This window comes from Pseudarthrobacter sp. TRD_SC_9 (genome assembly GCF_055361265.1).
In genome coordinates this window covers 1,047,577-1,070,277 of sequence record NZ_CM143956.1, presented here as the reverse complement: position 1 = coordinate 1,070,277, position 22,701 = coordinate 1,047,577, and the positions used below count along the sequence as shown (strand labels likewise).

Here is a 22,701-nt window from a genome sequence, read left to right as displayed (position 1 = left end):
ATGGACTGGCTGCGGGCGCTTCAAAGTCTACGTTCGGAAGGCTCACCAGGGGTTTTGGCAACGGTCACCGAGGTAAGAGGCCATGCCCCGCGGGACGCCGGAGCGAAGATGGTCGTCAGCGCCGAAGCATCCTGGGGCAGCATCGGCGGAGGGAACCTCGAGGCAACGGTGATAGACCGGGCACGGGCGATGCTCCTGGCAGGCACTACCGCCCCTGAAAGCTTAACCTTCCCGCTCAACGAACATGCAGTCACTCAACACGGGCGGCAGTGCTGCGGAGGCGTCGCCAGCGTCCTCCTCGAGCCTATTCTTTCGCGTCCCACCGTCGCCATCTTTGGAGCCGGACACGTGGGACACGAGCTGGCCAGGATCCTTTCCCGGCTGCCAATTCGCCTGCTCCTCGTGGACAGCAGATCCGAACAACTTGACCCCGCGCAGCTCGCTCACGTCATGGAGGGGACGGCCGACGTCCACCTGCTGCACACTGCTGTTCCGGATTCCACTCTCGCAACACTGCCGGCAGGATCGCATGTGTTCATCATGACCCACGACCACGCCGAGGACTTCCTGCTCTGCGACGCCGCTCTGCGCCGGGGCAACCTCACATCGATCGCCTTGATCGGGTCTCGAGCGAAATGGTCCAGATTTCGCCAGAAACTGCAGGCCGAAGGACATGACAATGCCCGGATCGACACCATCAGGTGCCCGATTGGGCTTCCTGGTATTAGCGGCAAAAACCCCGCGGTCATCGCTATCAGCGCCGCCGGGAGCCTACTTCAGCAGCTAACCACGGAAATATCCAATTCTGGATGAGCGCCAGCCGACTCCCCTGATCGAGGCCCGAACGACGCAGGAGGATGCTCGTCGGGTCGTGCCGGAACCGCATCCGTTCCCTACTTTCCGAGGCCTGCCCTGCGCAACGCCTCTGCCATTGCGGTGTTGGCCTCGCTGCCCGCCGGCGCCTTGCGTGCATCGCCGCGCGGTGTTTTGGCGGGGTTTCGCTGATTGTCGGTGGGCTTCTTGCTGCCCGGGTTCTGTGCCTGGCGGGGTCGCTCCCGCCTGGCGGAGGAAGCCGGCTGACCGGAACCCGCGCGGCCGGCACTGACACCCGGTTCGTCATCGAGCCTCAAGGTCAGGGAGATGCGCTTGCGTTCGGGATCCGCCTCGAGGACCTTGACCCGCACCACCTGGCCGGATTTCACCACTTCACGGGGATCGGACACAAAGCGGTTGGCCAGCGCGGAGACGTGAACCAGCCCGTCCTGGTGCACGCCCACATCCACAAAAGCCCCAAAGGCGGCAACGTTGGTGACCGTTCCCTCCAGCACCATGCCGGGCTGCAGGTCCGAAATCTTTTCGATACCCTCTGCGAAGGTAGCCGCAGCGAACGCCGGCCGTGGATCCCTTCCGGGCTTCTCCAACTCAGCCATGATGTCCCGGACCGTGGGCACGCCGAAGGTTCCCTCAACGAACTGCTGAGGATCCAGGGACGTCGGTGCCACGCCACGGGCCGCCGTCAGAATCTTGCGCGCAACTCCGTACGCTTCCGGGTGCACGCTGGACGCGTCCAAAGCCTCAGCGCCCCCGGTAATCCGGAGGAAGCCCGCGCACTGCTCGAACGCCTTCGCTCCCAGCCGCGGCACCTTCTTCAGCTCGCTGCGCTTGGCAAACGGGCCGTGCTCATTCCGGTAGGCCACAATGTTTTCGCTCAGCAACGGCCCGACGCCGGCCACCCGGCTCAGGAGTGCGGGCGAGGCCGTGTTGACGTCCACGCCCACGGCATTCACACAGTCCTCCACTACGGCATCCAACGAACGGTCCAGCTTCGCGGCCGTGACATCGTGCTGATACTGCCCCACGCCAATGGACTTGGGATCGATCTTGACCAATTCCGCCAGCGGGTCCTGCAGGCGCCGGGCAATCGATACGGCGCCGCGCAGTGACACGTCCATGCCCGGCAGCTCAGCGGAAGCCAAAGCCGACGCCGAATACACGGATGCTCCGGCCTCAGACACCACCAGCTTCTGCGGCTTCTGCTCTGCAGCGGGCAGCCGCTTGATTAGTTCGGCAGCCAGCTTGTCCGTTTCCCGGGACGCCGTGCCGTTGCCGATCGCCACCAGCTCCACCTTGTGCTGCTGAGCCAGGCGCTCCAGAGTGGCCAGCGCCTCGTCCCATTTCCGTGCCGGGGCGTGCGGGTACACGGTGTCGGTGGCCAGCACCTTACCCGTGCCGTCCACAACGGCCACCTTCACGCCCGTCCTCAGCCCCGGGTCAAGGCCCAGGGTGGCTCGGTTTCCGGCGGGTGCGGCCAGCAGGACGTCGCGCAGGTTCGCCGCGAAAACCCGGACAGCCTCGTCCTCCGCGGCCGCGAACATCCTGCTCCGAAGATCGGCCGTGAGCCGCGCCAGCAGCCGCGAGCGCCACGCCAGCTGCGCGGTCTGCAGCAGCCAGCCATCTGCCGGGCGGCCACGGTCCGCTACTCCCAGCCGGCGGGCCACAGCGGATTCGAAGCGGGCGCGGGCAGCTGCGAAAGCATCGGCGTCGGCCGGGTCTGCCTCCGCGAGGTCCAGCTCCAGGACACCGTCCTTCTCCCCCCGGAGCAACGCCAGGACGCGGTGCGATGGCATTCCGGACGGCGCCTGGGCAAACTCAAAGTAGTCGGCAAACTTTTGGCCGTCCGCCTCTTTGCCCTTCTTCACCTTGGACAGCAGCCGGCCCTGCGTCCAGAGCCGCTCGCGCAACGGCTCCGCGAGCTCGGGATCCTGGGCCACCCGTTCCACCAGGATGGACCGGGCACCGGCGAGCGCCGCCGCGGCGTCGTCGATGGCGTGTTCTGCGTTCAGGTATTTGGCGGCCTCGCGCTCGGGATCAAGCTCAGGCCTGCCCAACAGAGCCTCCGCCAACGGTTCCAGCCCGGCCTCACGGGCAATCTGCGCCTTGGTCCGCCGCTTGGACTTGAACGGCAGGTAGATGTCTTCCAGGCGGGACTTGGTATCGGCTGCCACGACGGCGGCCTGCAGTTCCGGCGTCAATTGCCCCTGCGCGGAAATCGCCTCGAGGACGGTGCGACGGCGGTCCTCCAGTTCCCGGAGGTAGCGGAGCCGTTCGTCCAGCTCCCGGAGCTGGGTGTCGTCCAGGGTTCCCGTAACTTCTTTGCGATACCTGGCGATGAAGGGAACGGTGGATCCGCCGTCGAGCAGTTCCACCGCCGCCTTCACCTGCCATGCCTTCACGCCAAGTTCGGCGGCGATCTGCTGGTGGATGGCGGCATCGGACGAGCTGTTCGGGAGTTGAGTCACCAGAACATTTTGCCCTACTTGGCTGCCGGGCCTAGTTGGCCAGGAAAGGGTAGTCCGTGTAGCCCTTAGCATCCGTTGTGTAGAAGGTGCTCGGATCGGCCTCGTTCAGCGGCAGCCCTTCCCTCCAGCGGCGCGCCAGATCCGGGTTGGCGATGGCGGGACGGCCCACCACTACAGCATCGGCGTGGCCTTCTTCCACCAGCGCCGCTGCTTCGTCCCGGGTAGTCACGACGCCGAAGCCGGAGTTGACCAGAAAGGTGCCGTTGAAGCGGCTGCGCAGATTCTGCACAAGCGCCCCGGCAGGTTCGGCGTGCAGGACGCTGAGGTAGGCGAGGTTCAGCGGAGCGATGCTCTCCACCAATACCTCGTAGGTGGCGCGGACATCATCGGCGTTGTCTTCTATAGCGCCCTGGATGTTGTGTTCCGGCGAGATGCGGATACCAACCCTGTTCGCACCGATTGCAGCCACCACGGCGTTGACGGTCTCGATGACAAAGCGGGCACGGTTTTCCGGGGATCCGCCATAGCTGTCGGTGCGCACGTTGGAGCTGGGGGCCAGGAATTCGTGGAGCAGGTAGCCGTTGGCGCCGTGCAGTTCGACGCCGTCGAAGCCTGCCTCAATGGCGTTGCGGGACGCTGTGACGAACTCCTGCATGACGACAGAAAGCTCGTCGATGGTGAGTGCGTGCGGTACAGGAAACGGCTGCTTGCCCGTGGGAGTCCGAATAAGGCCCTCGATGGCAATGGCGCTTGGCGCCACAATGGTGTTTCCGCCAGCAATGTCCGGGTGCGAGACCCGCCCGCCATGCATCACCTGGGCAAAGATGCGGCCACCCTCTGCGTGTACGGCGTCCGTCACGGCTTTCCAGCCGGCGATTTGCTCCTCGGTGACCAGGCCGGGCTGGCCAATGAAGGCCTGGCCGGCATGCGTAGGGTAGGTGCCTTCGCTGACGATCAGGCCCAGGGAGGCACGCTGCCGGTAATGCTCAGCCACCATGGGACCGGGAACACCGCTGTCCCCGGAACGGGTCCGGGTGAGTGGTGCCATCACCAGGCGGTTGGGCAGTTCGAGTTCACCAAGGGTCAACGGGGAAAACAGCATGCGCGGGTCCTTTCAAAGACGACGTGGTACTGCTCTAACCAACCTCCCCGAGCCACGGCCCTATTCCAAATGGGAGGGAAATCACAGCCCCGGCCGCGGCTTCCTCGCTTCGGTCCCGGCGGAGCCTTTGGACACATGCACCGCTGTTTGACCCGGCTAAGTCGCTGAGCACCATACTGACAGCCCCGGTTTGTAGACACTCCACAAAATAGGTCGGCCCGGAGCGCATTAGCGTCAGGAGTGGCCCGCTGCTGATCCGCCAGTCGGCCAGTGGAGACCAGACCGCACCCACCCGAGGAGCACGCTTGAGCCAGCCCACCATGGAAGAGCACACCGGTTACGCCATCTTGGATGTGGCGCGGCAACAGGTCATGGAAGACGGTCAGGGTCTGGAGGAGGCGCAGCTGCTGGAAGTGCTGGAGCTTCCGGACGAGGCCATCCCTGCGGCACTGGCCCTGGCCCACCAGGTGCGCCTCAGGCACTGCGGAGAAGACGTCGAAGTGGAGGGCATCATCTCAATCAAGACCGGCGGCTGCCCGGAGGACTGCCACTTCTGCAGCCAATCAGGGCTATTCGACTCGCCAGTGCGCGGCGTGTGGCTCGACATCCCCGAACTGGTCAAGGCTGCCAAGGAAACTGCGGCGAGCGGCGCCACCGAGTTCTGCATCGTGGCTGCCGTCCGCGGCCCGGACATCAAGCTGATGAACCAGATCAAGTTCGCGATCGACCGCATTAATGAAGCAGTGGACATCAACATCGCCTGCTCGCTCGGCATGCTCACGCAACGCCAGGTGGACCAGCTGGCCGCATGGGGTGTCCACCGTTATAACCACAACCTGGAGACCGCGCGCAGCTACTTCCCCGAGGTGGTTACCACCCACAGCTACGAAGAACGCCTGGAAACCTGCTCCATGGTCAAGGAGGCCGGCATGGAACTGTGCTGCGGCGCGCTCATCGGCATGGGTGAATCGCTGGCGCAGCGGGCGGAGCTGGCAGCCCAGCTGGCAGCCTTGGAACCTCACGAAGTCCCGCTGAACTTCCTCAACCCGCGGCCCGGCACGCCGCTGGAAAACCAGGGAATCATGGACGGCAAGGACGCCCTGCGCGCCATCGCGGCTTTCCGGCTGGCCATGCCGCGCACGGTGCTGCGCTACGCCGGCGGCCGCGAACTGACCCTCGGGGATCTGGGCACCCGCGATGGGCTGCTCGGCGGGATCAACGCCGTGATCGTGGGCAATTACCTCACCACGCTGGGCCGCCCCGCCACCGCCGACCTGAACCTCCTGGTCGAGCTGAACATGCCCATCAAGGAACTCCAGAAATCGCTGTGAAAGGGGAGCCGAAGGTTTCGATGGTTTCGACAGGCTCAACCACCGGAGTCTCTGGTGATCGAGCTTGTCGAGGTCCCTCAACCGCCGAATTTTGCGGTCATTGCGGCGGTGAGTACCCGACGTCGGACATTCACCTTCTGTGCGCTGGCCGCCTTGCACTGGAACCCCCACGGTACTGCCCGCAGTGCAGGCGGCGTATGAAAGTCCAGGTGACTCCGCAGGGCTGGTCCGCCGACTGTTCCCGCCACGGGCGCCTCCAGGAGGCACAGCCGATCCCCCAAACGTGACGGCTGCACAGTTGTTCTTTTCTACAGGACGTAGAAGAATGAGCTGCATGATCTTCACACACGCAGATGAAAATCCTGTCCTGGAACTCGACGACGAGCAGTCCTGGAAGCTCCTGGAGGGCGCCCGGCACGGACGCCTGGTGGTCTCGGTGGCAGGCGAGCCTGACATCTTCCCCGTCAATTACGTCACCTCCAACCGCAAGATCTACCTTCGCACCGCTCCCGGCAACAAGTTGGCGCAGCTGACCATCAATTCGGCAGTGCTGCTCGAGGCGGACGGCATCCTCTCCGATGAGGCCTGGTCAGTAGTGGTCCGCGGAACCGCCCGCGTCCTGGGCACCTCTGCCGAAATCGCGGCCGCGGAGGAGCTGGACCTGAAGTCCTGGGTACCTACGCTCAAGGACTTCTATGTGGAGATCGAGCCAACGTCTGTGAGCGGCCGGCATTTCCAACTGGGCGAGCAGCCGGAACGGCATCTTTACAGCTCCTAGACTTAACCCATGACGGACAAGCTGACTCCGGAGCGGCGGAGCTGGAACATGTCCAGGATCAAGGGTAAAAACACCAAGCCGGAGCTCCTGGTCCGTCGCTTCCTTCATGCCAAGGGTTACCGTTACCGGTTGCACGGTCACGCAGCCGGGCTACGGCTGCCCGGCCGCCCGGACCTGGTGTTCGCCAGCCGCCGGAAGGTCATCTTCGTCAACGGCTGCTTCTGGCACTTCCACGATTGCCGGGTAGGCCAGCACGCTCCCAAGGCCAACGCAGAGTTCTGGGAGGCAAAGCGCACCCGCACACGCACCCGCGATGCGAGCCAGCTGGCGCAGCTGGAAACCGCCGGTTGGCAGGTGCTCACGGTGTGGGAGTGCGAGCTGAAGAACACCTCAGCGTTGGAATCCCAGCTGCTTGAGTTTCTTGGCGGTACCACTGGCGGTGCCACGGCGCCTTAGCGGCACGTGATCCTTGTGCCTAACCCGGTGATCTTCAGGCTGTCATACTCGGCGACGCTCGTTGCGCCATTGGCATACGTTGCGGTGATCTTGACGACGACGTTGCGGTTCGCGACTCCAGTGGTTGCAATCACTGGGCTCAGCAGGCCGAGGTTCACCTTGATGGCGCTGGCCGCCAGCGCAAAGGGAAGGCCGTAGCTCCCACCAACAACCTTCGCCGCGACGTTCATGGAGGTTGGGGACCCCGCGCCGGAGATGCCGAGACCCACCGTGTTGTTCAGCAGGTCAGTACACGTCAGGGTAATAATGACCGGCTGAGTGACAGGCGTTTTGGTGGGAGTGGGCGTCGGGGTGGCGGTGGTGCCGGCGGCTCGGACTGTCATGGTAGCCACTGAGCTTTGTTCCCACAGCGCATATGCACTCGTTCCGCCGATACCCAACAGCACCGTCATGCAAAACGCTCCTACGGCTACGACGCCTGCCTGCGGCCGAAAGTCCTTCTTCATGTCTCCTGCCCGTCCTTGTTGGCCGTCTTGTCCTCGCGTGCAGCTCTGACCCCGCGCGCGATGCTGAATCCTCCATAAGCGATCAACGAAACGGCGCCGACCATGAGCCACTTCGACCTGTCACTGTTACCCAGAGCGTTCGCTACGTAGCCAACATAGGGCACCGCATAGAACAGCTTGCCCTTAACCTGAGCTGCGTGAACCGGTTCGACGTCGGAAGCACCGTTGTTGTCTCCCTTAGTGGTGAGGGTCTTTTCCCCGCTCTGGGCCAGGTTGAAGCCCGTAATCCGGTGGGTGATAACGCCTGGTTCACCGGACTTCATCTGATAAGTGATGACATCGCCGAGCTTCAGTTCATCGAACGGCTCCGGGCGAACCACCAGGAACGTACCGGGAGCGTACTTGGGGGCCATGGAACTGGTGAGCACCGAGTAGGTCTGGGAACCAGTAACCCGGGGAACCAGAATCAGGATCATAACCGCCATGACGGCCAGGGCCAGAAGAACGACGCCGAGCCCGCGGACCACACGGCCGGTACGGACTGCTGCCGCCGTGGGTGCCGCAGTACCGGCCGTGCGTGGAGTGCCGGTACCGGCAGCCGGGCGGCGGCCCGTACCCGCCGGAAGGGTGCTATGCGCAGCCATGGGGAACTCCGCATTTCTGATCGGCATGGAGGGGAATGGTGATGGCCACAGAGTTGCCGTCAACACTCGCCGGCGCGGCCGAACTCATCGTGACCTTGAAGCAAAGCACTGTGGATCCTCCCTTTGCGATGTCGGGTGTGGTGTAGCCGGTAGTGAGGGTCTTGTAGCTCGTGGCAGCAGGGCAATTGGACGGCGAACTGGCTCCGGCCACCTCAAGAGCGAGATGCCCGGCCAAGGTTCCGCCGTTCACGTTGTCCAGCCTGGAAGCGGAGGCAGTGACCGCTATGTCGAAGACCCCGCCGGCGTCGCTGGCGTTGGTTATCTGCAAGGATGCGTAGACGGAATTGCCCCGCGTCAGCTCCTGCAGTTGCACTGACCCGGTGGTCAGCGCCAGCGTGCTTGCCTGCCCGTTGATGGTCATGGGAACGGTAGTGCCAGAAGGGGTGCCCGTCAGGTTCACCATAAATGATGAAGACTGCACCGTACCCGGCAGGCTTGCATCCGACGCGGACCAGAGGGCATAGGTTCCCTGTACGGTCATGAGGCCCAGGAACACAGCTATGAGCAGCAAACCTGCCGCCCTGGCGCTCTTGGGGATCCTCACTTACGCTCCTGTGGGTTGCGGTACTCGTATTTTCGGTCTGCGGCGGACTACTGCCAGAACTGCTACTGCAGGCCTGGCTGCTGGATCTGCTGCAGGGTGAAGGCCACGTTGCCCAAGTCCACGCTGTCGCTCACGTCACTGCGCCCGCTGGTGCTGGACTTGAACTCGAACGTGATGCTGGCGGTGACGGTCTGGGAGGTGGTGAGCGGGTTCGTGATCGGGGTGCCGCCAACAGTCAGGCTCGGTGCGGACACTGCGACGTTTGCGGGATCGAAGCCATCTGCGGCACCGGTGCGCTCAGCCACCAGGTTGGCGGCCATCTTGTTGCCCGCCAGGGTGACGTCCAGGACCTGGCTGTAGGTCAGCAGGTCGCCGGGAACCACACGGTAGGTATTGATGTTGATGGTGTTTCCGGTGCGGTCCTTCCAAACGCCGGCGTTGGCCTTGACGTTCAGGTCTCCGGCAATAATGGTGCCGGCCGCAGCGGAATCTGCCGCATTCCACCAGGCGAGGGTTCCTCCGCCGCCCAGGAGCAGGGCACCGCCGACTGCGATGGCTGCTGCGCCTTTGAGCATTGACTTGTTCTTCACGATAGTGCCCGCTTCCTTGAATTGTTTGTCCCGGCCGTTGCCTGTAACTACAATCGCCGGTGCAGATCAAGGATCCATGCTGGTTACGCTCAAGATTCGCTCAAGGTCTTAAGCGACCAACGCAGATAGCGTGTGCGATGCTCTCAGGGGTAGCTGCGGCTGACCGCGGGAGCGAGACGGTACCCTACACCGCGCACCGTTTCCAGCCAGCGGGGCGACTGGGGGCTGTCTCCCAGCTTCCTGCGCAGGTTTCCCAGGTGAACCTCGACGGCCCGTTCATCCGACTCGCTGACAAAACTGCCGACGTCGTAGGGTTCGTTGCGGAGCCACCGGGCAAGATCGGCCTTGGACCGCACCGTCCTTCCGGCCTCCAACAGCGCCAGCAGCAGATCGAACTCGGTGCGGGTCAACCGCAATTCGACGCCGTCCAGCACGGCGGAACGCGCTGCCGCCGAAAGGACCAGGCCATTGTGCTGAAGGGCCTCACTGTGGTCTGCACGGTCACTTTTGGTAGTCAACGCGGCCCTGGGCCGTCGCATCATGGCTTCCACCCTGGCGCGCAGCTCCCGCGGCCGGAAGGGCTTAGTCAGGTAATCGTCTCCGCCGGCTTCCAGCCCGAGGAGGGTGTCCAGCTCCTCCGAGCGGGCGGTCAGCATGATGATGTAGGCACTGGACGATTTGCGGATCCTGCGCGCTACTTCGAAGCCATCGATGTCCGGAAGCCCCACGTCCAGGGTGATGACATCCGGCTCCAGGAGTTTAGCGGCATCCACTCCGGCTAACCCGCTGCCGGCAACATGGACTTCAAACCCGGCCTGGGATAGAACAGTGCGGACCAACTCGCGGATGTCCTGGTCATCTTCAATGACCAGGCCAACTCGCGGCTCATTCATCCCAATCCCTCAGTTGAATCCCCATTCTCGAAAGTATAACCGCCGGTAGATAGGCTGTGCCTATGAGCCGCCCCACTTCCGGTACCCTGGAGACGACGTGAACCGCCCGAGCTCCTGGGACTTAGGCCAGACGCAGAGCCTCCTGTTCTTCAAGCGTTCGTTCCACGAGCACACGCTGCGGATGCGTGTGGTCCTCAGCCAACTGCCGTTGTCAGTGACGGTGTGCGTTGCAGCCGTTCTGGTGCTGGTGTTTTTCCCCGACACCCTGAAGAACCCGCTGTTCCAGATTTTCCTCCTCAGCCAGGCGTTCCTGCTGGGCGCCTGCATGGCAATTCCGTGGGATCGGCTCCCTTTCAGCAGTTTCCTGGCCATTCCTATACTGGACATGGTTTCCATTGCCTTTGCTCGCGAAGGGGGGCAGGACGCACTGACCGGCCTGAGCGTGCTGGTCGTGCTTCCGGTGATCTGGCTTTGCGCCTCGGGACGCTACCCGAAGATGGCCATCGCACTTAGTTTTCTCGGCCCGCTGGGCGTCGTGTGGACTTCGCTGTTTATTCACGGAGCAACTACCCCGCAGGATCTCACCAGGCCGCTGCTGTTCCCCATATTGATGCTGGGCATCGGCGTCTCTGTCAGTGTGGTCACCCTGAGCATGGTGCGCCAGCAACGGGAACTGCAGGAGAAAGACGAGGCACTCAACGCCGCCCTTGATACCAGTGTTCGGCAAGAGCGGATCCTGAACACCGTGATGGAGGCACTTCCTCTGGGCGTGGTGGCAGTAGATGAAGACGGACATGACATCCTGATGAACCGCCACCAACGCCGACTTCACGAGCTCGCCACGCCCCCGGGAGTTGCCGATCCGGACGAGTCCCAACTTCTGGTTTTCGGGGAAGACCGCACTACCCTCCTCGACGCCGAGCGCCGTCCCGTGCGCCGTGCAGTCCTCGGCGAGCAGTTCGCGGACCAGATTGTTTGGATCGGTGCCGGCCCGGAGCAAAGGGCTTTCACCACCACTGCGCAACCCATGCTGGACGACCAGCAAAAGTTCGCAGGCTCGGTGGTGGTCTTCAATGACGTCACGGAACTGCTCAACGCCCTGGCCGCCAAGGACGATTTTGTATCCAACGTCTCGCACGAGTTCCGGACGCCCCTGACGTCCATCATCGGGTACCTGGAACTGGTGCTTTACGGGCCCGACGGATTGAATCCCGCAGTGCGTGGTCAGCTGGAAGTGGTTCAGCGCAATGCGGAACGCCTTCTGACGTTGGTTTCGGACCTGCTGTCGGTGAGATCAAACCACGTCCATATCCAACCGCAGGCCGTAGACGTGGCCGAACTGATCCAGGCAAGTGTAGATTCGGCCACACCGCGGGCCGTCCAGGCCGGCATCCGTTTTAGCGTAGACGTTCCGGCGGTCCTTGAGGCCCATGTGGACGGAGGGCGCATATCCCAGGTATTGGACAACCTCATTTCCAACGCCATCAAATATTCCCCCGGGGGCGGCGAGGTGAACCTGGCAGCCTGGCTTGAAGACCGGACGCTCGTGTGCCGGGTGCAGGACACCGGCATGGGAATGACTGCCGGAGAGCAGGATCAGGTCTTCACCAAGTTCTACCGTGCACGCAGTGTCCGGAACAGCACCATCCCCGGCGTCGGGCTTGGTTTGCCTATCAGCAAGGCCATCGTTGAAGCCCACGGCGGCACCATCGACCTGCACAGCACTTCAGGTCAGGGAACGTCCTTCACCGTCCGGTTGCCGGCCTAGCAGTGGCTGGAGGCCGGGCGTCGAAGACTGAATTCCGGGCCGGATTCAGAGCTGATTCAAAGCCGCGCCTGCCGCAGCACTTCACCCCAGGACTGGCCGGCAAGGTCAGCCACAGCAGCCAGAATTTCCGACGGCGGGCGGGACAGGTCCAGCGGGAATTCCACAATGTCGATATCAGTGTTCAAGACCCGCCGCAGCTTGATCTCGCCCGCACCGGAATACACCAGCCACGCTGTGGGTACCCGCAGGGCCGTGCAATAGGCCAGCATCCGGTAGTGATCGCCGGACAAGGAGGCGCCGGCATCAGTCCGGGCAGCGTAGCGGGCGTCGTACACCACCACGGGCCGTCCGCCCAGAAAATGCACGGCGTCCGGGGTGACGCTGAGCCGGTCCGAATCCTCCACGGCCTCGTTCAGCAGCGCGTTGAAGCCAAGCCGGGTATCCCCGAGGTAGGCGGACAAGGCGGCCCGCAGGGCGGCGCCCACAAAGTCCCGGAAGACCTCGGCCATGTCCACCACAAACGACGCCGCACGCACACCACCTTCACCGGCTTCCGCGGAGGCGTTCCGCAGGATCAGCACGGCAAGCCGCAACACTGCGTGGTAGCGGACATTCCTTCGGTTGGGAGACCACGACGGCACCGGAGCGCCGGACGGAAGCCGGGTGACGCCGTCGAGTTTTCCCTTCAGTTGGCGCAGCCTGCTCAGCACGTCCGGGCGGACGCCGGGAACCTGGCCCATCCTTTCCAGGGCGGCGCGCAGGATCCGGTTCTCGGCGATGTCCGCGCTGAATTCGTCGTACGACACTTCCAGCGGGACAAGCATTCCCGGCCGGCGCGAAATCTGGTCCGAAATCCGGATGCGGCCCTTCACGGTGCGCAGCGATTCCTCCACCGTGAGGTAGCCCTGCAGGACGCCACGGCTCAAGGCACGTTCAGCCAGCTGCGCCAGCGAATCGGCCAGCGCGCCCCACAGGTCCGGAGCAACGGCAGCATGCACGTCGTCATCCCGGAAGCCGGGCTCCCCCGAATAGCTAAGCAGGAACAGCAGCCTCTCCAGCCCCAGCCTGTCCTTGGGCCGGACATCCAGCTGCAGCTGCCGGGTCCGCACCGAACCCACCTTGCCATGGGGCTCCAACCGATACAGCCCCATGCCCAGCGGTGAGACCTGGGCCAGGCCACTGGTGTTGATGAAGGCGGCCGAACCGGCGTCGAGCTTTTCCACGATCCCGCCGGACAGCTCATCCAGCAACACGTGCCGGAGCGGCTGTGCTGGTCCGCGCTGGGGCGCGTTACCAGGCTGCATCGGGTTACCCGGTTCCAAGGCGTCCCAGCAACTGGTCCAGGCCGAACCTCTCCTCAAGCTGCGCGCGGGTGAGCTGGCCGTGGTAGTGCTCTTCCAGCAGCGGAAGGAGCTCGTATTTCCAGATGCGCTTAAGTCCAGGGAGGGACTGCGCCGCCGGCTTCATAAAGTAGGACGGCCCGATCATCAGGTCCCGGTCCCACTCATCAATGGCCGCATTCAACGCATCCAGCAGCCGCGCGGGCGTGGTGTCCAGCCCCCTGGCTTCGAGGAAGCGCAGCAGCGATCCCCTGACCGGCTCCGTCTGCGGGTGGAGCTCAATAAACGCGAAGCGCCGGCGGATGGCGGCATCCATCATGGCGATGGAGCGGTCCGCCGTGTTCATGGTGCCGATGATGTACAGGTTGTCCGGCAAGGTGAACGGTTCGTTGGGGCTGTACTGCAGGTAGATCCGGTCATCGCGATATTCGAGCAGGAAGTACAACTCACCGAACACTTTGGCCAGGTTGGCGCGGTTCATCTCGTCGATGATCAGGAAGTAGGGCTTCTTCCCGTTGCCTGGCTTGGCGGCTTCCTCTGCGAGACGGCGCAGCGGTCCCGCCACCAGCTTGAAAGACACCTGGCCGTCGTCTGTCTTGTCCGGCCGGTAGCCCTCGAAAAAGTCCTCATAGGCGTAGGACGGATGGAACTGCACCAGCTTGACCCGCTCATCGGTGCTGTCCCGGGCGAGTTCCGCAGCGAGGTGCTTGGCCAGGTAGGTTTTGCCCGTCCCTGGCGGCCCATACAACACCACTTGGCGGTTTTCTTCGAGGAGCTCGGCGATTTCCTGCAGTGGCTCCAGGTCCATGTGGAGGGATTCCGCGAAGCTGCTGGTGAGTCTGCTGAACCCTTCCGGAACTACCTCGGTTTCCGCCTCGGTTCCTTCAAGGTCCGGCTCCGCCTCCGGCGGCAGCAGCGTCTCAAGAGCCTGCACCACCCGGGTCACATCCACCACGATCCCGGGCGTTGCCAACTGGCGCTGTACGTGCCGGGGCAGGTCCGCCGCCGGATGGGCATCGAACCAGCGCACCTTGCGCCGCAACCGCCGGTCCTCGCCGTCGTCATCCGGTTCACCGAGTACGACGCCGGGATGTACAGTTCCGGCGTGCTGGTACAGCACCAGATCTCCCGGCTTCATTACGGTCAGGAACGCGAAAACGGCGGTTTTCGTGTCCTCACGCTCAACGTAGCCAAGGTGCTTGCAGTCCTCGTCCACAGCATGCTGGACCAACCCGGCGGCAACTCCGGCCTGCAGCGGGCGGAGATGGTCGACGTCCAGAGTCACCTTCTCTTCGCCGTGCCAGGAGTCGAGCAGGGCTGCCTGGTCGCCATGGGTCCGGAGCAGCCATGCACGCCGTCCTGGATCGGTAACCTTGCGCCACTGGCTGACCAACTGTCGTGAATACCAGTCAATCCGCTGCCCGGCCTGCTCGTCCAGGTGCAGCCTGATCCGGTGGATGTCCGCCGTGATGGCTTCCTCGGTGTCCCCGTTGGCGCCGCCCACCAGTGAGGCGAAGGCGTCCCGGATTTCCCGGCGCTCGACGTCCGCCACCACCGGTTCAAAGTAGCTGGGCCACACCAGGTATTCGATCGCTCGGCGGATAGCCGGCTGGTCTTCCGGAGTTCCCGCGGCCAGCTCGTGGAACTTCAACGGATCCTTCAGCGCCTTCGCAATCGCAGACGGCTGCCGCCCGTCCACGTGGCGCACAAAGCGGCACAGCCACTTGAGCTGGTCCCGGATGGTCCAGTTGAACTCCGCTGTCCGGTCCCGGATGACGCCGTGGTCGGTCAGGCCCTTGTACAGCTCGCCCGGCAGTTCCAGTGGCGGCTCCAGCCAGGACGCGGCCTCGGACACCCGCGCCTGCTTCACCTTGAGGGATTTCACCTCGTGGGCCAGGGGCAGGGACTGCAAAAACAAAAGTTCGACGGCGAGCAACCTGGCTCCGCGCGACGCTTCGGCCAGGGATTCGCGCAGGTTGGTCATCATGGGCGACTTGGCATCGTCGACTCCGGAGTCCAGCCGCTCCAAAAGCTCGGTGGCGGCCTCCGCGGTCCAGGTCAGGGTCTGGCCATCAAGCGCTGAGGGCCTGCCCTGAAGGCCGGCGCCGAGCACGAACCAGGCAGCATCCTCTATCTCCGGGGACACCCCGGGGGCACGACTGATGGCGGTCTTGGAAGAGGGAGTCATCCGTTAAAGCTACAGGTTGTGACTGGAGGCGCGCTGTACGCGGTCTTCACGGAGGCTACCTGCCCGGGCTGGTGGGCGTCTTGATCCGGCCGAAGACGAAGTAGCCCATTGGTCCCACGAAATTCACCAGCGACGCCAGCCGCCAGGCTGCTTTGGGACCGCGGATCAGTTCTGCAGGCCGCCGTGAAATATCCCGTTGGGCCAACGTCAGCAGGATGATCTGGGCCGCACCGACGGCCAGGACTCCTGCCCGTCTGGCCGGCGACAGCTCGCCCCACGTCTTCTTATTGTTCATTGCCATGGTGTTCTCCTTCTCATTCCCTCACTGGGAGTTTTGTTCCCTCACTGGGAGTTTTGCGCAGGCCATCGCGGCAGCTTGCACAATGGCTTCGTCGGTGACCTGGTAGGCGGTGGGATCGGCGCCATCGGCCGTACCCAGTGCTATGGCTTGCCGGGCCGTGGACACTATCCGCTTGGCGGACAGATGGACCGCGGAAACCCCGGCCTGATGCATGGCCGGGATGTCCGCTGGAGCCAGTCCCCCGCCGGCCATCACGTCAATGCGGCCGGCGGCGTGCTGGACCATGCGCTGCAGCATGGTGATTCCGGCTCCCGCGGTGGGTGCCTGGCCGGAGGTGAGGACCCTGGTGAAGCCCAGGCCAGCGAGCCCGTCGATCACCGCCAGGGGATCCACCGCCTGGTCCATCGCCCTGTGGAAGGTGAGTTCCGCCGTCGGGTTGGTTTCCCGGGCAGCATCGGCCAGCCGCGTGATCGCCTCACGGTCCACGCCGCCATGGGACGAAAGCGCACCCACCACAACGCCCGCGCACCCCATCCTCAGCAGCGCCTTGAGCTCTGCAACCATGGTGCGGATATCGTCCTCGGAATAGACAAAATCGCCCGGACGGCAACGGATCAGCGGGTGGACGCCGGGATTGTCCTCCGGGCGTTGGGAACCAGCCAGTTCCTCGAGCCCGGCCAAGGTGGACTCGGCCAGCCCCTGGCTGGGTGTCAGGCCGCCCAGTTCCAGCGCACTACAGAGCTCAACGCGGTGGGCTCCGCCGCCAATAGCAACAACGGCTCCCGCAGCACTGGCTACGGCAATTTCAAGTTTCAAGCGCGTCCTCCCCCTGCCAGTGCCACTTCGACGGTCACTTAACCTGCGTACGGTGCCAGCAGTTCCTTTTGTTCCGGGGTGAGCCGCTGAACCCGCCCGGTGGCTTCATCCACGAACGCCAAGTGCGTAGTGGCCTTGACGCAATCTTCCCCCGTCACCGGGTCCTTCACCAGATAGTGCACATCGAAACTCGCACCCTTCACGGCGCCCACCCATACCAGGACGTCCGCGGGAATGTTGCGGTATTCCAGTGTCCTGACGTAGCGGACCCGATGCTCCACCACCAATGTCAGCGTTCCTTCCGGGACCGCATCAAACAGCGAAACCGGCGGCGGGGTTCCGGGCAGCCCGGCGCCCCGCGGCGCACCGAAAGCAGCGATGCGTGCTTCCTCCAGCATCCGGACAATCTGGACGTTGTTGATGTGCCCGTAAGCGTCCATGTCGCCCCAGCGCATGGGCACCTGAACCTGAATGCGCCGGGGCTCGCCGCCAGCCGTGACTGCCGACACTCCGGCCGCAGCACCTGCGGTGCCTCCTGTGCGCGTCAGCTGTGCACCGCCGTCGAATCATCCACCACTGCGTCCTCGACGTCAGCCCCGGCGAACTGGGACATGTACAGGCGGTAGTAGGCGCCCTTCGCGGCAAGCAGCACCTTGTGGTTGCCCTGCTCCACGATCCTGCCGTTTTCCATCACCAGGATGGTGTCGGCGTCGCGGATGGTGGAGAGCCGGTGTGCGATGACAAAGCTGGTCCGGTCGGTCCGCAGTGCCGCCATGGCCTTCTGCACCAGGACCTCTGTGCGAGTGTCCACCGAACTGGTGGCTTCGTCCAGGATCAGCAGCGACGGGTTGGCCACGAAGGCACGGGCGATGGTGATGAGCTGCTTTTCACCGGCGCTGACGTTGTTGCCTTCCTCGTCGATCACGGTGTTGTAGCCCTCTGGCAGCGCGCGGACGAACCTGTCCACAAAGGTTGCCTTGGCGGCCGCCATCACCTGTTCTTCGGTGGCGTCCAGGTTGCCGTAGCGGATGTTGTCGTAAATGGATCCGCCGAACAGCCAGGCGTCCTGCAGCACCATGCCCACTTTGGAGCGCAGTTCGGCGCGGCTGAGCTCCGTGATGTCCACGCCGTCCAAGGTGATGGAGCCGGAGTTCAGTTCGTAGAACCGCATCACCAGGTTCACCAGGGTGGTTTTGCCGGCGCCGGTAGGACCAACAATCGCCACCGTATTGCCGGGTTCCGCCGTGAAGGAGAGATTCTCGATCAGCGGCTTGTCCTCGGTGTAGCTGAAGGTGACGCCCCGGAACTCAACGTGGCCGTCTGTCTTGGCGGGCAGGTGCTCGGTAGCGGTCTCGGGATCCTGCTCATCGGCGTCGAGGAATTCAAAGACACGCTCGGAGGAGGCCACACCGGACTGGAGCATGTTGGCCATGCCGGCCATTTGCCCCAGCGGCTGCGTGAACTCACGGGAGTACTGGATAAACGCCGTGGCATCACCCAGGGACATCGAGCCGGAGGCAACCCGCAGGCCGCCCACCACGGCGATCCCGACGTAGCTGAGGTAGGAGACGAACTGCATCACCGGGAAAATGATGCCGGACACGAACTGCGCGCCGAAGCTGGCTTTGTAGAGTTCCTCGTTGCGCTCCTCGAAGCGCTCCAGGGCGTCGGCGTCGCGGCCGAACACCCGGACAAGGTCGTGGCCGGAGAATGATTCCTCGATCTGGCCGTTCAGCGCGCCGGTGTTCTTCCATTGCGCGGCGAAGAGCTTTTGGCTGCGTGTGCCGATGATGCCGGCTGCCACGGCGGACAGCGGCAGGGCGACAAGGGCGATCAGTGCAAGCTGCCAGGACACGATAAACATCATGACGACGATGCCGATCACGGTCAGCAGCGAGCTGATCAGCTGGGCGAACGCCTGCTGCAGTGCCTGCTGGATGTTGTCGACGTCATTGGTAACCCGTGAGAGGACGTCGCCGCGCTGGCGGGTATCGAAGTAGTTCAGCGGCAGCCGGTTGAGCTTCGCCTCGGTGTTGTCGCGGAGATTCCGGATCACCTTCATGACGATCCTGTTCAGCACATAGCCCTGGAGCCACATGAAAATATTGGCCACGAAGTACATCAGCAGCACAATGGAGATCAGCACCGTCAGCTTCTGGAAGTCGATTCCGGTGCCCGGGATGAGCTCCATGCGGGCGATCATGTCCGCCATCTGGGTCTCGCCCTGCTGGCGGAGGCCTTCCACCACCTGTTCCTTACTGGCCTCGGCTGGCAGTGACTTACCGATCACGCCACCGAAAATCACGTCCATCGCCTGGCCCAGGATCTTGGGCGCCACGACGTTCAGCACTACCGAAACCACCACCAGTGCCACCACGGCGTAGATGCCCGCGGCTTCGGGCTTCAGCAACCCCAGCAGGCGCTTGGCGGACGGCCAGAAGTGCTCCGCCTTCTTGGCCGGGACGCCGCCGAACATGTCGCCGTCGGCCTCCGAGGGCTTGAATTCTTCTTCAACGAAGTCGTCGTCCTCGTCAAGGGCATCCACGGATTCGACACCGCTATCCGTGGTGTCGGTGGTCGGCCCTGTCGAGTCGGTGGTCGAGCTTTTCGAGATCCTGTTTCCGGCGCTCATGCCATTTCCTCCACGCTCAGCTGGGATTCCACAATTTCCTGGTAAGTAGGAGAGGTTTCCAGGAGTTCCTCATGGGTGCCGCGGTCTACGATCCGGCCGTTGTCCAGAACCAGGATCTGGTCTGCCCCGGTGATGGTGGAGATACGCTGCGCCACGATGATCACGGTGGCATCCGCGGTGGTCTCCTTCAGTGCGGCCCGCAACCGGGCGTCTGTGGCGACGTCCAAAGCGGAGAAGGAGTCGTCAAACAGGTACACCCTGGGCTTGGTGACCAGAGCCCGGGCAATGCACAGGCGTTGCCGCTGTCCGCCGGAAACGTTGGTGCCGCCCTGCGAGACCCGCGAGGCCAGGCCCTTCTTCTTCTCCCTGACGAAATCCTCACCCTGGGCCACGCGGAGCGCCTCCCAGAGTTCCTCATCCGTGGCCTCTGTCTTACCGAAGCGGAGGTTGTATCCAATGGTTCCGGAGAACAGGTAGGGCCGCTGCGGGACCATAGCCACCCGCTTGGTGATCTCTGCGCGGTCCAACTTGTTGACGGATACGCCGTCCAGGAGCACGTCACCGCCGGCAATGTCGTACAGACGGGGAAGGAGGGACAGTAGCGAGGTCTTGCCGGAGCCTGTGGACCCGATGATCGCCGTGGTCTGTCCGGGCCGTGCGGTGAAGCTGATGTTGCTGAGAACTGGTGCCTCCGCGCCCGGGTAGGCAAAGCTGACATCGCGGTATTCCACCACGCCTTCCAGGCGTTCGGGTGTGATGGGCTCCTGGGGATCGTGGATGGACGGCTCAACATCCAGGACTTCGCCGATGCGGTCAGCACAAACAGAAGCGCGCGGAATCATCATGGCCATAAACGTGCCCATCATGACCGCGATGAGGATCTGCAGCAGGTACTGCAGGAAGGCCGTGAGCGCACCGACCTGCATGTCACCCGAATCCACCCGCTGGCCACCGAACCACAGCACGGCAGCGGTGGACAGGTGAAGGATCATGCCGATGGCAGGGAACATCAGGACGAACAAGGCACCGATCTTCAGCGATACCTGCGTCAGTTCCTGGTTGGCGGCGCCGAACCGCTCGGTCTCGTACGGTTCCCGGACGAAGGCACGCACGACGCGGATGCCGATGATCTGTTCACGAAGGACGGCGTTGATCCGGTCAATCTTCTTCTGCATGCTGCGGAACAGCGGCATCAACCGGACCACAATGAAGCCAACCACTACGACGAGCACTGGCACTGATACCCACACCAGCCAGGAAAGGCTGAGATCCTCACGAAGAGCCATAATGATGCCGCCAACACACATGATGGGCGTGGCCACCATGAAGTTGAGCCCCATCAGCAGCAGCATCTGAACCTGTTGGACATCGTTGGTGCCGCGGGTGATCAGGGTCGGTGCGCCAAAGACGTTGACGTCTTTCGCCGAGAAGCTGGTGACTTTCCGGAACACGCCGCGGCGCAGGTCGCGCCCCACAGCCATCGCGGTCTTCGAGCCGAAGTAGACGCCGGCGATGGCAGTGCCGACCTGGATGAAGGCCACCAGCAGCATGATGCCGCCGGTGCGCCAGATGAAATCTGTGTCCCCGCGGGAAACGCCTTCGTCGATGATCTGGGCGTTCAGGCTGGGCAGGTACAGCGCAGCAATGGTGGAGGCGAGCTGGAAAATCACGACGGCTACGATGTACGGCATATACGGCCGGGAGTACCGCCGTATGAGAGTGAGGAGCATGCCCACTGGTCCTTAGGAAGTCAGTTCGAGTTAGTGGTGTTAAGAGATAGCAGCGGGGTATGACACCCGCAGCCTTCCAACTCTACGAGCTCCGTTGCCGGCGCGGAACATCGCCGGCCAAAGATCATCCCGTGGACTGACTTTCCCCGGGCCTCTACCCCTCGGGACGGATGTCCACGGTCCTGCGCAGCGGCTTTTCCTTGATGAACAGGACGGCGACGAGTGCCACCACTGCGATGATGGCCGAGATGAGGAAAACAAGTGCAGTGGCGTCGCCATAGGCGCCCCGCACAATGTCCGCGATGGGTGCCGGCATGTGGGTGAGGTCCATCGTGGCGCCTGCCGAGCCGCCGTCGGACTGGATTCCGGCTGCAGTCATCCCTTCCGCGGTCAGGTGCTTGACCTGGTTGGACATCACGGCGCCCAGGACGGCAACGCCGACTGCGCCACCCACCGAGCGGAAGAACGCTACGGAGGCACTGGCGGTGCCGATGTCCGAGGCCCGGACCGTGTTCTGCACGGCAAGGACCAGGTTTTGCATCAGCATGCCGAGGCCAAGGCCAAGGATGAAGATGTAGATGCCGGTGAGCCGGAAATCGGTGGTGTGGTCCAGTGTGCCGCCAAGGCCCATGCCGCCGATCAGGAGGATGGAACCAGCGATGAGGTAGCCCTTCCATTTGCCCGTGCGGGAGATCAGCAGGCCGGTGGCCACCGAGCCGATCAGGTTGCCGGCGATCATGGGCAGTGTCAGCAGACCGGCTTCGGTGGGAGTCGCCCCGCGGGCAACCTGGAAGTACTGGCCAATGAAGGTGGAGGAGCCGAACATCGCCACTCCCACCGCCATCGAGGCCACGATCGCCAGGGCTGTGGTGCGCTCGGAAATGATCTTCAGCGAGATGATGGGCTGGGCCGCCTTGGACTCAACCAGGACCAGCAATGCCAGCAGGATGATGCTTCCGCCCACCATGGCGGCCGACTGCCAGGAAATCCAGTCGTAGTATTCGGGGTTGCCGGCAAAGGAGACCCAGATCAGCAGCAGGCTGACCCCTGAGGTGAGCAGGATGGATCCGAGCCAGTCGATCTTCGCCGGGCGCCGGACGTGCTTGATCTTCAGGGTGAACTGCAGCAGGATCATGGCGACGATCGCCAGCGGGACGCAGACAAAGAAGGTCCAGCGCCAGCCCAGCGGGCTGTCCACAATGAATCCGCCCAGCAGCGGGCCGCCGGCAGTGGCCACAGCCATGACAGCGCCCATGTAGCCGGAGTACTTGCCGCGGTTGCGTGGAGCAATCATGGTTCCGATGATTGCCTGGGCCAGTGCCGTCAGACCGCCCATGGCTATACCCTGGATCACCCTCGCGGTGAGCAGCAGCGGCATGGTGTGTGACAACCCTGCCATCACCGAGCCGGCCACGAAGATGACGATGCTGAGCTGGACCAGGAGTTTCTTGTCGAACAAATCGGCCAGCTTGCCCCAGATCGGGGTACTGGCCGCGTTCGCCAGGAGGGCCGCGGTGATCACCCAGGCGAAGTCCATCTGGGTTCCGTGCAAATCGGACATGATGGTGGGCAGGGCGTTGGCGACAATGGTGCTGCTGAGGATGGCTGTGAAGAACGCTGCCAGCAGGCCGGTCAAGGCCTCCATGATCTGGCGGTGCGACATTTCCGGGGTAGCCTCCCGCAATGCCTCTTCAGCGGGGGCGGCAGTCTTACTTGCCATGAA

General features: G+C 63.6%; 21 protein-coding genes. 6 read left to right on the top strand and 15 right to left on the bottom strand.

Annotated elements, in window-relative coordinates; genetic code table 11:
- Positions 1-813, top strand: coding sequence for a xanthine dehydrogenase accessory protein XdhC (xdhC, locus tag ACWA13_RS05115; protein ID WP_463937073.1), 813 nt, complete (start codon positions 1-3; stop codon positions 811-813).
- A gap of 80 nt (positions 814-893) precedes the next feature.
- On the opposite strand, the gene ACWA13_RS05110 is transcribed toward xdhC, so the two are convergent.
- Together ACWA13_RS05110 and ACWA13_RS05105 are read right to left on the bottom strand one after the other, a co-directional pair.
- On the bottom strand, positions 894-3,371 hold the full coding sequence (locus tag ACWA13_RS05110) for a Tex family protein (protein ID WP_463937072.1): 2,478 nt from the start codon (positions 3,369-3,371) through the stop codon (positions 894-896).
- Positions 3,331-4,401 carry an alkene reductase gene (locus tag ACWA13_RS05105; RefSeq protein WP_463937071.1) on the bottom strand — a complete coding sequence of 357 codons (1,071 nt, stop codon included), beginning with the start codon at positions 4,399-4,401 and terminating at the stop codon, positions 3,331-3,333. Before ACWA13_RS05105 ends, ACWA13_RS05110 begins: the two co-directional genes overlap by 41 nt.
- Positions 4,402-4,721: 320 nt before the next feature.
- Here ACWA13_RS05105 and bioB point away from each other — a divergent pair, with 320 nt between their 5' ends.
- The 4 genes from bioB to ACWA13_RS05085 are packed head-to-tail and all read left to right on the top strand — an operon-like array spanning position 4,722 to position 6,966.
- Complete coding sequence (gene bioB / locus ACWA13_RS05100) at positions 4,722-5,732, top strand: biotin synthase BioB (RefSeq protein WP_463937838.1); 1,011 nt, start codon at positions 4,722-4,724, stop codon at positions 5,730-5,732.
- Positions 5,733-5,752: 20 nt separating this feature from the next.
- Positions 5,753-6,019, top strand: coding sequence for a biotin synthase auxiliary protein BsaP (gene bsaP / locus ACWA13_RS05095; protein ID WP_463937070.1), 267 nt, complete (start codon positions 5,753-5,755; stop codon positions 6,017-6,019).
- 47 nt (positions 6,020-6,066) lie between these two features.
- On the top strand, positions 6,067-6,510 hold the full coding sequence (locus tag ACWA13_RS05090; RefSeq protein ID WP_463937069.1) for a pyridoxamine 5'-phosphate oxidase family protein: 444 nt from the start codon (positions 6,067-6,069) through the stop codon (positions 6,508-6,510).
- A 9-nt stretch (positions 6,511-6,519) separates the two neighbouring features.
- A complete protein-coding gene (locus tag ACWA13_RS05085; protein ID WP_463937068.1) occupies positions 6,520-6,966 on the top strand; it encodes a very short patch repair endonuclease in 447 nt (148 codons plus the stop codon).
- Here the strand turns inward: ACWA13_RS05085 and ACWA13_RS05080 are convergent.
- From ACWA13_RS05080 to ACWA13_RS05060, 5 genes are all read right to left on the bottom strand, one after another.
- Positions 6,963-7,472, bottom strand: coding sequence for a hypothetical protein (locus tag ACWA13_RS05080; protein ID WP_463937067.1), 510 nt, complete (start codon positions 7,470-7,472; stop codon positions 6,963-6,965). The two genes, ACWA13_RS05085 and ACWA13_RS05080, sit on opposite strands and share 4 nt — an antisense overlap.
- The gene (locus ACWA13_RS05075) at positions 7,469-8,116 is read right to left on the bottom strand and encodes a signal peptidase I (RefSeq protein ID WP_463937066.1); all 648 of its coding nucleotides are present in this window, start codon (positions 8,114-8,116) and stop codon (positions 7,469-7,471) included. The genes ACWA13_RS05080 and ACWA13_RS05075 overlap by 4 nt, the downstream gene beginning before the upstream one ends.
- Positions 8,103-8,720: a hypothetical protein gene (locus ACWA13_RS05070; RefSeq protein WP_463937065.1), complete on the bottom strand. Its 618-nt coding sequence runs from the start codon at positions 8,718-8,720 to the stop codon at positions 8,103-8,105. The genes ACWA13_RS05075 and ACWA13_RS05070 overlap by 14 nt, the downstream gene beginning before the upstream one ends.
- 62 nt (positions 8,721-8,782) lie before the next feature.
- Positions 8,783-9,310: an alternate-type signal peptide domain-containing protein gene (locus tag ACWA13_RS05065; RefSeq protein ID WP_463937064.1), complete on the bottom strand. Its 528-nt coding sequence runs from the start codon at positions 9,308-9,310 to the stop codon at positions 8,783-8,785.
- 143 nt (positions 9,311-9,453) lie between these two features.
- A complete protein-coding gene (locus tag ACWA13_RS05060; protein WP_463937063.1) occupies positions 9,454-10,203 on the bottom strand; it encodes a response regulator transcription factor in 750 nt (249 codons plus the stop codon).
- Positions 10,204-10,300: 97 nt separating this feature from the next.
- On the opposite strand from ACWA13_RS05060, the gene ACWA13_RS05055 reads away from it, so the two are divergent.
- Entirely contained in the window at positions 10,301-11,971 is a 1,671-nt protein-coding gene (locus ACWA13_RS05055; protein WP_463937062.1) for a sensor histidine kinase, read from the top strand.
- A gap of 56 nt (positions 11,972-12,027) precedes the next feature.
- On the opposite strand, the gene ACWA13_RS05050 is transcribed toward ACWA13_RS05055, so the two are convergent.
- From ACWA13_RS05050 to ACWA13_RS05015, 8 genes are all read right to left on the bottom strand, one after another.
- Entirely contained in the window at positions 12,028-13,275 is a 1,248-nt protein-coding gene (locus tag ACWA13_RS05050; RefSeq protein ID WP_463937061.1) for a 5-methylcytosine restriction system specificity protein McrC, read from the bottom strand.
- A 4-nt stretch (positions 13,276-13,279) separates the two neighbouring features.
- On the bottom strand, positions 13,280-15,499 hold the full coding sequence (locus tag ACWA13_RS05045; protein ID WP_463937060.1) for an McrB family protein: 2,220 nt from the start codon (positions 15,497-15,499) through the stop codon (positions 13,280-13,282).
- Between the two features lie 55 nt (positions 15,500-15,554).
- Positions 15,555-15,800 (bottom strand): PLDc N-terminal domain-containing protein, encoded by a 246-nt coding sequence (locus ACWA13_RS05040; RefSeq protein ID WP_463937059.1) that lies wholly within the window; start codon positions 15,798-15,800, stop codon positions 15,555-15,557.
- Positions 15,801-15,821: 21 nt separating this feature from the next.
- Positions 15,822-16,616, bottom strand: coding sequence for a copper homeostasis protein CutC (locus ACWA13_RS05035; RefSeq protein WP_463937058.1), 795 nt, complete (start codon positions 16,614-16,616; stop codon positions 15,822-15,824).
- 38 nt (positions 16,617-16,654) lie between these two features.
- On the bottom strand, positions 16,655-17,071 hold the full coding sequence (locus ACWA13_RS05030) for an acyl-CoA thioesterase (RefSeq protein ID WP_463937837.1): 417 nt from the start codon (positions 17,069-17,071) through the stop codon (positions 16,655-16,657).
- A gap of 89 nt (positions 17,072-17,160) precedes the next feature.
- Positions 17,161-19,092: an ABC transporter ATP-binding protein gene (locus ACWA13_RS05025; protein WP_463937836.1), complete on the bottom strand. Its 1,932-nt coding sequence runs from the start codon at positions 19,090-19,092 to the stop codon at positions 17,161-17,163.
- A 152-nt stretch (positions 19,093-19,244) separates the two neighbouring features.
- Positions 19,245-20,978, bottom strand: a complete 1,734-nt coding sequence (locus ACWA13_RS05020) for an ABC transporter ATP-binding protein (protein WP_463937057.1) — start codon at positions 20,976-20,978, stop codon at positions 19,245-19,247.
- A gap of 154 nt (positions 20,979-21,132) precedes the next feature.
- Positions 21,133-22,698, bottom strand: coding sequence for an MFS transporter (locus ACWA13_RS05015; protein WP_463937056.1), 1,566 nt, complete (start codon positions 22,696-22,698; stop codon positions 21,133-21,135).
- Positions 22,699-22,701: the final 3 nt, after the last annotated feature.